The organism is Pseudoxanthomonas suwonensis J47, from assembly GCF_000513955.1.
In the GTDB taxonomy this organism is placed as follows: domain Bacteria; phylum Pseudomonadota; class Gammaproteobacteria; order Xanthomonadales; family Xanthomonadaceae; genus Pseudoxanthomonas; species Pseudoxanthomonas suwonensis_C.
The window spans coordinates 49,510-63,711 of sequence record NZ_KI911329.1 but is presented as its reverse complement, the minus strand read 5'-3'; the positions used below and the strand labels follow the sequence as shown (position 1 = coordinate 63,711).

Sequence of the window (14,202 nt, the reverse complement as noted above, 5' to 3'; positions counted from 1 at the left end):
GCACTGCCCCGCCGCGCCGCTACAATGCCGGCGACCTGCGAAAGTGGCGGAATTGGTAGACGCACTGGATTTAGGTTCCAGCGGGTAACCCCGTGAGGGTTCGAGTCCCTCCTTTCGCACCAACCCGGGAATGAGTCGAAGCGCACACGCCGTCTAGCGAGCGTTCGCGAGTTGCGCCCGGGAAGGACGACGCTCCCGCTATTGGCGCCCCACGTCGCCCCCACCCTCCCCCGTGTATCCTTGGCCGCATCACCCAGCCAGACGGAGCACGCGCCATGCGCAGCGGCAATCCCGCCTTCCAGGAATCCACCTTCCTCGACCTCGGCAGCGGCACGGTGGTGTCGCGCGATGCCGGCACCATGACCCTCAACGGCACGGTCAACCGCACCGGCATCCTGCTCCTGCTGGCGGTGATCACCGGCGCCTGGTCGTGGTCGCAGGCGTTCGGCGCGGACGGCGCGGTGAACCCGGCCATCGGCATGTACGTGTGGGGCGGTGCGCTCACCGGCTTCGTGCTGGCAATGGTCACCATCTTCAAGCAGGCCTGGTCGCCGGTGACCGCGCCGCTGTACGCGATCGCCGAAGGCGTCTTCCTCGGCGCGATCTCGGCGATGTTCGACGCCCGCTTCAACGGCATCGTCATGCAGGCGGTGCTGCTGACCTTCGGCACCCTGTTCGCGATGTTGTTCGCCTACCGCAGCGGCCTGATCAAGGCCACCGAGAACTTCAAGCTCGGCGTGGTCGCGGCCACCGGCGGCATCTTCCTGGTCTACCTGGCCACCATCGTGCTGGGCTTCTTCGGCATCCAGATCCCGATGATCCACGAGTCGGGAATCGTCGGCATCGGCTTCAGCCTGTTCGTGGTGGTGATCGCGGCGCTGAACCTGGTGCTGGACTTCGACTTCATCGAGACCGGCGTCGAGCGCGGCGCGCCGAAGTACATGGAGTGGTACGGCGCGTTCGGGCTGATGGTCACCCTGGTGTGGCTGTACCTGGAGTTCCTGCGCCTGCTGTCGAAGCTGCAGTCGCGCTGACCGCCACCACCCGGCGGAAACGGAACGGGGCGCCCCTGGCACCCCGTTTTCTTTTGCGCGACCGCCGGCCTGCTCAGCCGGCCTCTCAGCCGGCTTGCGTCGCGGCGGCCTTGCGCCGCGGCCACAGCATGAAACCCAACGCCGACAGCGCCAGCAGCCAGCAGTAGTGCACGCTGCCGGCCAGCGCCAGCGGCGACAGCGCGCCCAGCGAGGCGGCCAGCAGCACCTGCGCGCCGTAGGGCAGCACGCCCTGCAGGACGCAGGCGAAGATGTCGAGCACGCTGGCCGCGCGTCGCGGGCTGATCCCGTGGCGCTGGGCGATGTCGCGCGCCAGGCTGCCGCTGACCAGGATCGCCACGGTGTTGTTGGCGGTCAGCGCATCGGTGCCGGCGGCCAGCGCGGCGATGCTCAGCTCGCCGGAACGGCGCCCGGTATGGCCGCGCGCGAACCGGGCGATGACGCCGGCCAGCCAGTCCAGTCCGCCGGTGGCCTTGATCAGTGCGGCCAGGCCGCCAATGAGGATCGACAACAGGGTGATCTCGACCATGCTCTCGAAACCGGCGTAGATGTCGCCGACGAAGTCGACCGGCCCGTATTCCGGCGCCAGGCCTAGTCCGGCCAGGCCGGCGGCGACGATGCCGATGCCCAGCACCAGCACCACGTCGATACCGGCGACCGCCAGCACCAGCACGAGCAGGTACGGCAGCACCAGCCACGGCGAGGCGGTGCTCTCGGACGGGGGCACCGGCGAGCTCTCGCCCATCGTCGCCAGCAGCAGCACCGTCACCAGCGCGGCCGGGGCGGCGATCCTGAGGTTCTCGCGGAACTTGTCGCGCATCTCCGCGCCCTGGCTGCGCGTGGCGGCGATGGTGGTGTCGGAGATGATCGACAGGTTGTCCCCGAACATCGCCCCGCCCAGCACCGCGCCGGTCACCAGCACCCGGTCCAGGCCGGCGGCGTCGGCCACGCCCAGCGCGATCGGCACCACCGCCGCGACCGTGCCCATCGAGGTGCCGATCGACAGCGAGACGAACGAGGCGACCAGGAACAGTCCCGGCAGGATCAGCGCCGGCGGCAGCGCGCCCAGGCCCAGCGCGACCACCGCGTCCACCGCGCCCACGCCCTTGGACACCATGGCGAAGGCCCCGGCGAGCAGGAAGATCAGGCACATCAGCATGACGTTGCTTTCGCCCATGCCGGACAGCAGCGTCGCCTGCGGCGGCACCCCGCGGCGCCGCGCCAGCCACAGGCCCAGGGCCAGCGCCGGCAGGATCGCCACCGGCGCGCGCAGCTGGTAGAAGCCCATCGGCTCGCCCTGCGCGGTGTAGTACAGGCCGGCGCCGAAGAACAGCGCCAGGAACACGAGCAGCGGGGTCAGCGCCACGGCGCTGGGGCGGACGGACATGGGCGGGAGCGGCACGAGGGAGAAGGCGCCGATTCTTGCGTGCCACCCGCCCCCGGCCAAGGGCCACGGCTGGCACAGCGCGCAACAAAAACGGGACGCTGTGCGTCCCGTTCGTGTCGTCGCCTGGGGGCCGGCCCGTGGCGGGCGGCCCGGTACCCGCCTCAGAGGCGGCTGGCGATGGCCTGGGCGAAGCCCATGGTGGTGCCGGTGCCGCCGAGGTCGCCGGTCAGCGAGTCCTTGGCCTCCAGCGTGGCCACGATCGCCTTGCGCAGGCGCTCGGCGTTGGCGCCCTGGCCGATGTGGTCGAGCATCTGCGCGGCCGCCAGCAGCAGCGCGCAGGGATTGGCGATGCCTTTGCCGGCGATGTCCGGCGCAGTGCCGTGCACGGCCTCGAAAATCGCCGCGTTCTCGCCGATGTTGGCGCCCGGGGCCAGGCCCAGGCCGCCGACCAGGCCGGCGCAGAGGTCGGAGATGATGTCGCCGAACAGGTTGGTGGTGACCAGCACGTCGAACTGCTCCGGACGCATCACCAGCTGCATGCAGGCGTTGTCGACGATCATTTCCTGGAACTCGATCTCCGGGTACTGCGCGGCCACTTCGCGCGCGACCTTCAGGAACAGGCCCGAGGTCGACTTGATGATGTTGGCCTTGTGCACCGCGGTGACCTTCTTGCGGCCGGTGTTCTTCGCCAGCTCGAAGGCGTAGCGCACGATGCGCTCGGAGCCCTTGCGGGTGACGCGGGTGCCGGAGAACGCGGTCTCGCCGTCGGCCGACACTTCCTGGCCCTCGGCCAGGTAGGCGCCTTCGGTGTTCTCGCGCACGGTGATCATGTCGATGTTCTCGTACCGCGACCGGGTGTTCGGGAACGAGATGGCCGGGCGCACGTTCGCGTACAGGTCGAAGTGGCGTCGCAGGCTGACGTTGATCGAGGTGAAGCCGCCGCCGACCGGGGTGGTCAGCGGGCTCTTCAGGGCGACCTTGTTGCGGGCGATGGAGTCCAGGGTCTCCTTCGGCATCAGGTCGCCGTGCTTCTCCAGGGCCACCACGCCGGCGTCGGCGAATTCGTATTCCAGCCCGGCGCCGAGGCGGTCGAGCACGTGCAGGGTGGCGTCCATGATCTCCGGGCCGATGCCGTCGCCGCGGATGACCGTGATTTTCTGGGTCATTTGGTGTGAGTTCCGGAACAGGCGCACGGGTCCGGGGGGCCGGACACGGCGCGGAAGGGGAAAGTTGGGTGTGAAATTATGCCCGATCCGCGCTGAACGACCCACCTCGACCTTTGGAGGGGCGCGCCGGAGGCCCGCCTGCCGGTGGGCCTTGCCAGGCTTCAGCCGTGGTCGTGGAGCGGGGGCGCGGTCTCCGCCCCGCCCTCGAGCTGGTCGAGGAAGTCCACGGCCCGGCGCAGGTGCGGGATCACGATCGAGCCGCCGACCACCAGGCCGACCGAGAAGGCCTCGAAGAACTCGTCGCGATCGACCCCGGCCTCGCGGCACTGGGCCACGTGGTAGCTGATGCAGTCGTCGCAGCGCAGGACCAGCGACGCGACCAGGCCCAGCAGTTCCTTGGTCTTCACGTCCAGGGCGCCGGCCTGGTAGGTCTGGGTGTCCAGGGCGAAGAAGCGGCGCACGACCTGGTTCGGTTCGGCCAGGATGCGCTGGTTCATGCGCTGGCGGAACTCGGTGAACTGGCGGACCCGGTCGTCGCCGCCCTGCCCCTCGCCGCCGCTCACGCCGAGGCCTCCGGGGCCTGGCCGTCCAGCAGCGGCAGCAGCTTGCCGGCGCGGTGCATGGCCATCATGTCGTCGTAGCCGCCGACATGGACGTCGCCGACGAAGATCTGCGGCACGCTGGTCCGGCGCGCCAGGTTCACCATCTTCTCGCGCTCGGCCGGGTCCAGGTCGACGCGGACCTCGGTCCATTCGCGGCCCTGGCTCTTGAGGAAGTTCTTGGCCGCCACGCAGTACGGGCAGATGGCGGTGGAGTAGATGGTGATCTGGGGAACGGACACGGGAAACTCCGTGGGAAAGATGGGGTCTATCCGGATATGGTAGCGGCCGTGCCCGGCGCAGCCTGCACGGATGGAACACAGCGGATTAACCGCCGATTCACCCGTGCCGCCCGCCCCGCCCGCATCCTGCCCGAGACCCCGGAGACCCTGCCTTGCGTTACCTGCTGCTGGCCGCCGCCCTGTCCCTGAGCCTGGCTCCGATGCGCACGACCGCGCAGGAGGAACCGCGCCTGCCCGACATCGGCTCCTCGGCCGGCGAACTGCTGACCCCGGCCAAGCAGGCCGAGTACGGCGCGATGATGCTGCGCGAGCTGCGCAACTACGGCTACCTGCTCGACGACCCGCTGCTGGACGACTGGCTACAGTCGCTGGGCAACCGCCTCGGCGCCAACAGCGACCGTCCCGAACAGCCGTACACGCTGTTCATGCTCAAGGAACGGCAGATCAACGCCTTCGCCACCCTGGGCGGCTACATCGGCATGAATGCCGGCCTGGTCCTGACCGCCCGGCGCGAGGACGAGGTGGCGGCGGTGCTCTCGCACGAGATCGCCCATGTCACCCAGCAGCACGTGCTGCGCGGCGTGGAGCGCGCCCAGCGCGACCAGGTCCCGATCCTGCTGGGCATGCTGGCGGCGATCGTGGCCGCGCAGGCGGCCGGTGGCAGTTCCTCCGGCGACGCCACCCAGGCGGCGATCGTCAGCGGCATGGGCCTGATCCAGCAGAACCAGATCAACTACACCCGCTCCAACGAATCCGAGGCCGATCGCCTGGGCATCCGCACCCTCTCGCGCAGCGGCTACGACGTCGACGCGATGGCCGGCTTCTTCGAGCGCATGGCCCAGGCCACCCGCGGCAACGAGGGCGGCTACACGGTGCCGGACTACCTGCGCACCCACCCGGTCAACACCACCCGCATCAGCGAGGCGCGGCAGCGCGCCGACCAGCTCAAGCGCAATACCGTCACCGCGGTGACCTCGGTGCCAGGCGGCGGCGAACGGGTCGAACGCCTCGACCGCTCGCGCATCCAGGCGCCCCCGGGCATCGGCAACCCCCTGCTGCCGGCCGGCTTCCGCTTCGATTCGCTGGACCCGGCCGACGGCATGCAGGGCGCGCAGTTCGCCTGGGCCCAGGAGCGCCTGCGTGCGCTGACCGCCAACACCGCGGACGCGGCGATCCGCGAGTACGAGGCGCTGCGCCGCGCCAGCCCCACCGGCCTGAGCGATGCGCAGCGCTACGGCCTGGCGATCGCGCGGATGGCGCGCGAGCCGGCCACCGCCGCGCAGGAACTGGCCGCGCTGCTGGAGGACCATCCCGACAGCCTGTGGGTGGCCCTGGCGCTGGGCCAGGCCGAATCGCGGGCCGGCCGCACCGCCCAGGCCAACCGCCGCTTCGACGAACTGCTGCAGCGGCTGCCGTCCAGCCGCCCGGTGGCGCTGACCTACGCCCATGCCCTGGTCGAACAGGGCGGCGCCGAGGCCGGCCGCCGCGCCCAGGAAGTGCTGCGGCCGATGCTGGCCCGCGCCGGCGAGGACCCGGTGTTCCAGCAGACCTTCGCCCGCGCCAGCGAACTGGCCGGCGACACCCACCGCGCGGCCGAGGCCTACGCCGAGGCGGCCTTCCTCAACGGCCGCCCGGAGCAGGCGCTGATCCAGCTGGAAACGCTGAAGAAGCGCGGCGACCTGGACTACGTGACCCGCTCGCGGGTCGACGCGCGCATCGCCGCGATCACCCCCACCGTGCTCGAACTGCGCCGCCAGGGCATCCGCGATCCGGACATGCAGCGGCGCTGAGGCCGTGCCGGGGTCGCTGTAACAATCCGGTCATCGAACGGTAGTCTAATCCCGGCAACGCGCCCTCCCTGGACGTTCCGTGCAGAAGCAGATCCTGATCGTCGACGACGAGCCCGCCATCCGCGACATGGTCGCCTTCGCCCTGCGCAAGGGCGACTACGCGCCGGTCCACGCCGGCGACGCGCGCGAGGCGCAGGCGGCCATCGCCGAGCGGGTGCCCGACCTGATCCTGCTGGACTGGATGCTGCCAGGCACCAGCGGCCTGGAGCTGGCACGGCGCTGGCGCCGCGAGGCGCTGACCCGCGAGGTGCCGATCATCATGCTCACCGCCCGGGGCGAGGAGGACGACCGCGTCGGCGGGCTGGAAGCGGGCGTGGACGACTACGTGGTCAAGCCGTTCTCGGCGCGCGAGCTGCTGGCGCGGATCCGCGCGGTGATGCGCCGCGCCCGCGAGGACGACGAGGACGGCAGCATCAGCGCCGGCCCGCTGCGCATCGACGGCGCCGCGCACCGCGTGTTCGCCGGGGATTCCACGGTGCCGATCGGCCCCACCGAGTACCGCCTGCTGCATTTCTTCATGACCCACCCGGAACGCGTGTACAGCCGCGCCCAGCTGCTGGACCACGTCTGGGGCGGCAGCGTGTACGTCGAGGAACGCACCATCGACGTGCACATCCGCCGCCTGCGCAAGACCCTGGAGCCGTTCGCCGCCGACGGGTTGATCCAGACCGTGCGCGGCGCCGGCTACCGCTTCTCGACCGCGACCTGAGCGGGAGCGCGCCCACGGCATGAGGCCCCTTCCCCCCAGGCCGGAATCCGGTGCCCCTCCGGGCAGCGCACCCGTGCCCCTGCGTGCGGCGTGGCGACGCACCCTGGCCGGCACCCTCGTGCTGCTGGCCGTCGCATTGCTGCTCGGCCTGGCCATCGGCCAGCCCGCATGGACGCTGGCGGCCGCGGCGCTGGCCCTCCTGGCCTGGCACGGCGGGCGCCTGCACCGCGTGCTGGCCGACATCGACGCGCACCGGGTCGGGCCGCCGCAACGCGGCGGCAAGGGCGTCTGGAACGCGCTGGCCGGCCTGCTGCGGCGCGACCGCGCGGAAATGCGTGCGCGCAAGCGCCGCCTGATCGACCTGCTGCGCGCCTACCGCGCCGCCGCCGACGCCCTGCCCGACGCGGTCGTGGTGGTCGACCGCAACACCCAGCGCATCCTCTGGTTCAACCGCGCCAGCACCGCCCTGCTCGGCCTGAGCCGGCCGCGGGACCGCGGCGCGCCGGTGGTCGAACGCCTGCAGCCGTTGCCGCTGGCGCGCTGGCTGGCGGCCGGGCGCAACGCCGAGCCGATGCACGACGCGCGCTCGCCGGTCGACGAGCGCGTGCGCCTGGACCTGCGCCTGGTCCCGTACTCGGAGGACTACTGGCTGCTGGTCGCGCGCGACGTCAGCAAGCTGCTGCACCTGGAACAGATGCGCCAGGACTTCGTCGCCAACGTCTCCCACGAGCTGCGCACGCCGCTGACCGTGGTCCACGGCTACCTGGACATGCTCGACCCGGAAGACATGCCGGAGTGGCAGCCGATGCTGGAGGAAATGCGCCGGCAGTCGCAGCGCATGACCCGGCTGGTCGAGGACCTGCTCACCCTGTCCCGGCTGGAAGCGCGCGACAGCCTGCCGGAAGAGACCGTGGCGATGGCGCCGATGCTGGCCGCGCTGCGCCGCGAGGCCGAGGCGTATTCGCAGGGGCGCCACGAGATCGAGGTGCAGGACCTGGCCGGCTGCGACCTGGCCGGCTCCGGCCAGGAGCTGCACAGCGCTTTCTCCAACCTGGTCACCAACGCGGTCCGGTACACCCCCACCGGCGGCCGGATCACCATCCGTTTCGCCCGCGAACCGGGCGGCGGCGCGGTGCTGTCAGTGCAGGACACCGGCCAGGGCATCCCCGAAGCGCACCTGCCGCGCCTGACCGAGCGCTTCTACCGGGTGTCCGGCAGCCGTTCGCGCGAAAGCGGTGGCACCGGGCTGGGCCTGTCCATCGTCAAGCACGTGCTGGGCCTGCACCAGGCGCGGCTGGAGGTGGACAGCACGGTCGGCCAGGGCAGCACCTTCAGCTGCCACTTCGGCCCCGAACGCGTCCGGGCAAGGCATGATGGGGAAGCCGATCCGCCTGCGGTCCGCCAGGCCAGCCACTGACCCGCTCACGAGCTGCGCGCGACGATGGAACCCGAGCACCTCCCCTCCGAACCGGCACCGGTCGCCCCCGCGGGCGACGGCGACGACGCCCTGCGCGACCCGGCGCTGTACCTCAACCGCGAACTGGGCCAGCTGGACTTCAACTTCCGCGTGCTGTCGCAGGCGCGCGATCCGTCGGTGCCGGTGCTGGAGCGGCTGCGCTTCCTGTGCATCTCCTGCACCAACCTCGACGAGTTCTTCGAGATCCGCGCGGCGATGGTGCGCCACGCCCAGGCGCTGGGCCTGCCGCCGCAGTCCGACGGCATCGCCCCGGCGCAGCTGATGGAGCTGATCCACCAGCGCGCGGTGGAACTGGTGGAGGCGCAGTACCGCTGCTGGAACACCGAGCTGCGCCCCGCCCTGGCCGAGGCCGGCGTCGACATCCTGCCCCGCCGCACCTGGAACCCGCGACAGCGGCGCTGGCTGCGCGCCTGGTTCCGCAAGAACGTGGTGCCGGTGCTGTCGCCGCTGGGGCTGGATCCCTCGCATCCGTTCCCGCGGATCCTCAACAAGTCGCTCAACGTGGTGGTGGTGCTCGACGGCATCGACGCGTTCGGGCGCCCGGGCCACCTGGCGGTGGTGCGCGCGCCGCGCTCGCTGAGCCGCATCATCGAGCTGCCGCCCGGCCTCGCCGGCAAGGGCCGGCAGGCCTTCGTGCTGCTGTCGTCGATGCTGTCGGCGTTCGCCGACGAGCTGTTCCCCGGGATGGAGGTGCGCGGCGCCTACCAGTTCCGGGTGACCCGCAACTCCGAGCTGGTGGTGGACGAGGACGAGGTCGAGAACCTGGCCTCGGCCGTGCGCACCGAGCTGGCCGGGCGCGGCTACCGCCCGGCGGTGCGGCTGGAGATCTCGCACGACTGCCCCAGGCCGATCGTCCGCACCCTGCTGCAGAACTTCGAGCTGCCGGAGAACGCGGTCTACTACATCGACGGCCCGGTCAACCTCAACCGCGCCATCGTGGTCCACGAGCTGGTCCAGCGCCCCGACCTGAAGTACCCGGCGTTCGCCCCGCGCAACCGCCTGGGGGACCGGAACGTGTTCGAGGTGGTGTCCGCCGGCGACGTGCTGCTGCACCACCCGTTCGACTCGTTCTCCGGCGTGCTGGAGCTGGTCACCCAGGCGGCGTCCGACCCGGACGTGCTGGCGATCAAGCAGACCCTGTACCGCACCGCCAAGAACTCGGCGATCGTCGACGCGCTGGTCCAGGCCGCACGCAACGGCAAGGACGTCACCGCGGTGGTCGAGCTGCGCGCGCGCTTCGACGAGGAGGCCAACCTGGCCTTCGCCGAGCGCCTGCAGGAAGCCGGCGTGCAGGTGGTCTATGGCGTGGTCGGCTACAAGACCCACGCCAAGATGATGCTGGTGGTGCGCCGCGAGGGCCGCCGCCTGCGCCGCTACGTGCACCTGGGCACGGGCAACTACCACAGCGGCACCGCCAACGCCTACACCGACCTGGGCCTGATCACCGCCGACCCGGAGATCGGCAACGACGTGCACCTGCTGTTCCAGCAGCTGTCCGGGCTGGCGCCGTCGATCCGGTTGCGCCGCATCCTGCAGTCGCCGTTCACCCTGCACAGCGGGATCCTGCAGCGCATCGAACGCGAGACGCGGCTGGCGCGCAGCGGCCGGCCAGGACGGATCATCGCCAAGATGAACGCCCTCAACGAGCCGCAGGTGGTGCGCGCGCTCTACGAGGCCTCGCAGGCAGGCGTGTCGATCGACCTGGTGGTGCGCGGCGCCTGCACGCTGCGCCCCGGCGTGCCGGGCGTGTCCGACAACATCCGCGTGCGTTCGATCGTCGGCCGCTTCCTCGAGCACAGCCGCGTGTACTGGTTCGGCAACGACGGCAGGCCGGAACTGTTCTGCGCCAGCGCCGACTGGCTGGAACGCAACCTGCTGCGCCGGGTAGAGACCTGCTTCCCGATCCTCGACCCGGCGCTGGCCGAGCGCGTGTACCGCGAGGTGCTGCAGAACTGCCTGGCCGACAACCTCAACGCCTGGGAGCTGGGCGCCGACGGCAGCTACCGCAAGCGCGAACCGGCCCCGGGCGAACCGCCGCATTCGGCGCAGCAGGCGCTGCTGGATGCGCTGTAGGGATCATGCCTGCCACGGGCGGCGGGCATGGGCGTTCCGCTAGGATACGCGCCATGCCCTATCCGCCCCCCCGCCCGCAGGTCCAGGACGGCGACGCGCTGGCCGCGATCGACCTCGGTTCCAACAGCTTCCACATGGTCCTGGCCCAGCACAGGCTGGGCCAGTTGCGGGTGGTCGACCGCCTGCGCGAGACCGTGCGCCTGGCCGACGGCCTGGACGAGCATGGCGGACTGAGCGAGCCGGCGCAGCAGCGCGCGCTCGACTGCCTGGCCCGCTTCGGCCAGCGCCTGCGTGGCGTGGAGCGCCTGCACGTGCGCGCGCTGGCGACCAACTCGGTGCGCAAGCTGCGTGATCCGCACGAATTCCTGCACGCCGGCGAGGCGGCGCTGGGCCATCCGATCGAAGTGGTGTCCGGCCGCGAGGAGGCGCGCCTGATCTACCTTGGCGTGGCCCACGCGCAGCCGCCCAGGCCGGGGCAGCTGCGCCTGGTGATCGACATCGGCGGTGGCTCCACCGAGTTCATCATCGGCCGCGGCTTCGAGCCGGTGGAGCGCGAGAGCCTGCAGGCCGGCTGCATTGCTTCCACCCGCCGTTTCTTCCCCAACGGCCGCCTGTCGAAGCGGCGCTGGAACTCCGCCGTCACCGAAATCACCGCCGAGTTCCAGCAGTTCGCGCCCCGCTACCGCCAGCTCGGCTGGCAGGAGGTGCTGGGCTCGTCCGGCACGCACAAGGCCATCGGCGAGATCTGCGCAGCGATGAAACTGACCAAGGGCGCGATCACCGCCGAGGCCCTGCCGAAGGTGCGCGAACAGCTGTTGCGTGCCGAAAGCATCGACCGGATCGACCTGCCCGGACTGTCCGGCGAACGCCGCCCGATCATCGCCGGCGGCGTGCTGGTGCTGGAGGCGGCGTTCCGCGCGCTCGGCCTGCAGAAGCTGCTGGTCAGCAAGGCGGCGATGCGCGAAGGCATCCTCTACGACATGCTCGGCCGCGGCAGCGCCGCCGATCCGCGCGATGCCTCGATCGCCTCGCTGGTCATGCGCTACGGCATCGACGAGGTGCAGGCCGCGCGGGTCGAAGCCACTGCGCTGCGCCTGCTCGAGCAGGTCGCCGCCGACTGGAACCTGGAAGACGACGACGCGCGCATGCTCGGCTGGGCCGCGCGCGTGCACGAGCTGGGCCTGGCGATCGCCCACAGCGGCTACCACGTGCACGGTTCGTACGTGCTCGAGCATTCGGACCTGTCCGGCTTCTCGCGCCAGGAGCAGCAGGTGCTGGCCGCGCTGGTGCGCACGCACCGGCGCAAGGTGCCGAAGAGCGCCTTCGACGCCCTGCCCGACCGCCTGCTGCTGCCGGCGCGGCGAATGGCCGCGCTGCTGCGGCTGGCGGTGGTCCTGCACCGCGGCCACAACGGCGAGGACATCCCGCGGCTGGACCTGTCCGCCAACGGCAACCGCCTGCAGCTGGTGCTGGAACGCGACTGGATCGAAAGCCGCCCGCTGCTGCGCGCCGACCTGGTGGCCGAGCGCGAAGGCATGCCCGGGCTGGGCATCGAGTTCGAGCCGATGGTGGTCTGAGCGTCGCCGCAGGCCTTCAACCCCACCCGCCACGCCCGCACGTTCGATCTCCCGTCCAGCCCACGGGAGTCCCGAAATGCGCACTGCCCCGAAGTCCCCGTTCGTCCTGTCCCTGGCCGTCGCCATCGCCCTGGCCGCGGCCGCCTGCAGCACCGGTCCGCAGGCCGGCACCGCCGCTGCCGACGCCGATGCCGCTGCCGATGCCGATGCCGCTGCCGCCGCCGACGCGGCCGCCACGTCCACGGCCGAGGCCGCGGCCATGGCCGAAGCCCGCGCCAGGGCCCGCGAGCACGCGCTCGCCCGGCGCAAGGTCGCCGAAGCCCCCGCCGGACGGATGGAGCCAGCGCCGCCGGCGCCACCCGCACCGGTCGCGATGGCCTCGTACGCGGCGCGCCAGGCGATGGCCCCGCACTGGATGCCAGTGCCCATGCCGCCGCCGGCGAACACCGAGGTCTACGCCGGACGCGACGACAACCCGGTGCAGCGCGCCAGCGAACAGCCGCTGTCGACCTTCTCCATCGACGTGGACACCGGCAGCTACGCCAACGTCCGCCGCATGCTGCGCGCCGGCGTGCGCCCGCCGGCCGACGCCGTGCGCGTGGAGGAGTTCCTCAACTACTTCGACTACGGCCACCCCGCGCCGGCCAGCCGCGAGGTCCCGTTCCGGGTGACCACCGAACTGGCGCCGTCGCCCTGGAACGCCAAGCGCCAGCTGCTGATGATCGGCATCAAGGGCTACGAGGTGCGCCAGGCCGAACTGCCGCCGGCCAACCTGGTGTTCCTGATCGACACCTCCGGCTCGATGGACTCGCCCGACAAGCTGCCGCTGCTCAAGCGCGCCCTGGCCATGCTGGTGCCGCAGCTGCGCGCGCAGGACCGGGTCTCGATCGTGGTCTACGCCGGCTCCGCCGGCCTGGTCCTGCCGCCCACCCCGGGCGACCGCCACGCCGAAATCCTCGCCGCGCTCGAACGCCTCGAGGCCGGCGGCAGCACCAATGGCGGCGAAGGCATCCGCCTGGCCTACGCGGCCGCGCGCCAGGGCTTCGTCGAAGGCGGCGTCAACCGCATCCTGCTGGCCACCGACGGCGACTTCAACGTCGGCACCGTCGACCGCGGCACCCTCGAAACCTGGGTGGCAGACCAGCGCAAGTCCGGCATCGCCCTGTCCACCCTCGGTTTCGGCGGCGGCAACTACAACGACGCCATGGCCGAACGCCTGGCCGACGCCGGCGACGGCCAGCACGCCTACATCGACACCGTGCAGGAGGCGCGCAAGGTGCTGGTCGAGCAGATGCAGTCCACCCTGCTGACCATCGCCCGCGACGTGAAGATCCAGCTCGAGTTCAATCCCGCGCTGGTCGCCGAATACCGCCTGGTCGGCTACGAGAACCGTCTGCTCGGCCACGCCGACTTCGCCAACGACCGCGTCGACGCCGGCGACATCGGCGCCGGCCACGAAGTGACCGCCCTGTACGAGATCGCCCTGGCGGGCTCCGGCGGCGAACGCCTGCCCCCGCTGCGCTACGGCGCCACTCCGGCCGCCTCCGCCGCAGCGCAGACCGGCGAACTGGCCCATCTGCGCCTGCGCTACAAGTTGCCGGACCAGGAGCAGAGCCGCCTGATCGAAACCCCGGTGCTGCGCTCCGCCCTTCGTCGCGAACCCGGCCCTTCCCTGCGTTTCGCCACCGCCGTGGCCGGCTACGCCGACCTCCTGCGCGGCGGCAGCAACGTCGGCGACTGGACCTGGACCGACGTGACCACCACCGCCCGCAGCGCCCTCGGCGAAGACCGCTGGGGCCTGCGCCACGAGTTCATCGGCCTGGTCGAGGAAGCGCGCGGCGTCACCGGCGACAACGCACGTCCCCTGGCCGCGGAGTGAGTCGCCCCATAGCCCCTCCCCCTCAGGGGGAGGGGTTGGGGAGAGGGCAGGCGTGCCAGCGTCGCAGGGATCCCGACCCTCACCCCCGCCCCTCTCCCAGTGGGAGAGGGGAGAGAAGAGCGAAGCCACGACCCCAACGCGCCAAAAGACGCGGTAGCGCGGGGGTATGCCGCAAGCAGCACATGGATGTG

Annotated in this window: 11 protein-coding genes and 1 tRNA gene; 8 read left to right on the top strand and 4 right to left on the bottom strand. The window is 71.5% G+C overall.

The window, feature by feature from the left end; translation table 11 throughout:
* Window positions 1-37: 37 nt before the first annotated feature.
* Window positions 38-122, top strand: a tRNA-Leu gene (locus M503_RS0112925).
* A gap of 153 nt (window positions 123-275) precedes the next feature.
* Window positions 276-1,034, top strand: a complete 759-nt coding sequence (locus M503_RS0112920; protein ID WP_028919666.1) for a Bax inhibitor-1/YccA family protein — start codon at window positions 276-278, stop codon at window positions 1,032-1,034.
* An 85-nt stretch (window positions 1,035-1,119) separates the two neighbouring features.
* Here the strand turns inward: M503_RS0112920 and M503_RS0112915 are convergent, their stop codons facing one another.
* The 4 genes from M503_RS0112915 to grxC form a co-directional block, all read right to left on the bottom strand.
* Window positions 1,120-2,439 (bottom strand): Na+/H+ antiporter NhaC family protein, encoded by a 1,320-nt coding sequence (locus tag M503_RS0112915; RefSeq protein WP_037061406.1) that lies wholly within the window; start codon window positions 2,437-2,439, stop codon window positions 1,120-1,122.
* Between the two features lie 161 nt (window positions 2,440-2,600).
* The gene (locus M503_RS0112910; RefSeq protein ID WP_028919668.1) at window positions 2,601-3,605 is read right to left on the bottom strand and encodes an isocitrate dehydrogenase; all 1,005 of its coding nucleotides are present in this window, start codon (window positions 3,603-3,605) and stop codon (window positions 2,601-2,603) included.
* 161 nt (window positions 3,606-3,766) lie between these two features.
* Entirely contained in the window at window positions 3,767-4,102 is a 336-nt protein-coding gene (locus tag M503_RS0112905; protein WP_081721049.1) for a carboxymuconolactone decarboxylase family protein, read from the bottom strand.
* A 62-nt stretch (window positions 4,103-4,164) separates the two neighbouring features.
* A complete protein-coding gene (gene grxC / locus M503_RS0112900; protein WP_051414606.1) occupies window positions 4,165-4,476 on the bottom strand; it encodes a glutaredoxin 3 in 312 nt (103 codons plus the stop codon).
* Between the two features lie 122 nt (window positions 4,477-4,598).
* Between grxC and M503_RS0112895 the strand changes: the two genes are divergently transcribed.
* From M503_RS0112895 to M503_RS0112870, 6 genes are all read left to right on the top strand, one after another.
* A complete protein-coding gene (locus M503_RS0112895; RefSeq protein ID WP_028919670.1) occupies window positions 4,599-6,236 on the top strand; it encodes a tetratricopeptide repeat protein in 1,638 nt (545 codons plus the stop codon).
* 79 nt (window positions 6,237-6,315) lie between these two features.
* On the top strand, window positions 6,316-7,005 hold the full coding sequence (gene phoB / locus M503_RS0112890) for a phosphate regulon transcriptional regulator PhoB (RefSeq protein ID WP_024870043.1): 690 nt from the start codon (window positions 6,316-6,318) through the stop codon (window positions 7,003-7,005).
* A gap of 19 nt (window positions 7,006-7,024) precedes the next feature.
* A complete protein-coding gene (phoR, locus tag M503_RS0112885; protein ID WP_051414605.1) occupies window positions 7,025-8,422 on the top strand; it encodes a phosphate regulon sensor histidine kinase PhoR in 1,398 nt (465 codons plus the stop codon).
* A 24-nt stretch (window positions 8,423-8,446) separates the two neighbouring features.
* On the top strand, window positions 8,447-10,555 hold the full coding sequence (ppk1, locus tag M503_RS0112880) for a polyphosphate kinase 1 (RefSeq protein ID WP_028919671.1): 2,109 nt from the start codon (window positions 8,447-8,449) through the stop codon (window positions 10,553-10,555).
* A 53-nt stretch (window positions 10,556-10,608) separates the two neighbouring features.
* Complete coding sequence (ppx, locus tag M503_RS0112875) at window positions 10,609-12,132, top strand: exopolyphosphatase (protein ID WP_028919672.1); 1,524 nt, start codon at window positions 10,609-10,611, stop codon at window positions 12,130-12,132.
* A 76-nt stretch (window positions 12,133-12,208) separates the two neighbouring features.
* Window positions 12,209-14,011, top strand: a complete 1,803-nt coding sequence (locus tag M503_RS0112870) for a VWA domain-containing protein (RefSeq protein ID WP_051414604.1) — start codon at window positions 12,209-12,211, stop codon at window positions 14,009-14,011.
* The last annotated feature ends 191 nt before the right edge of the window (window positions 14,012-14,202 follow it).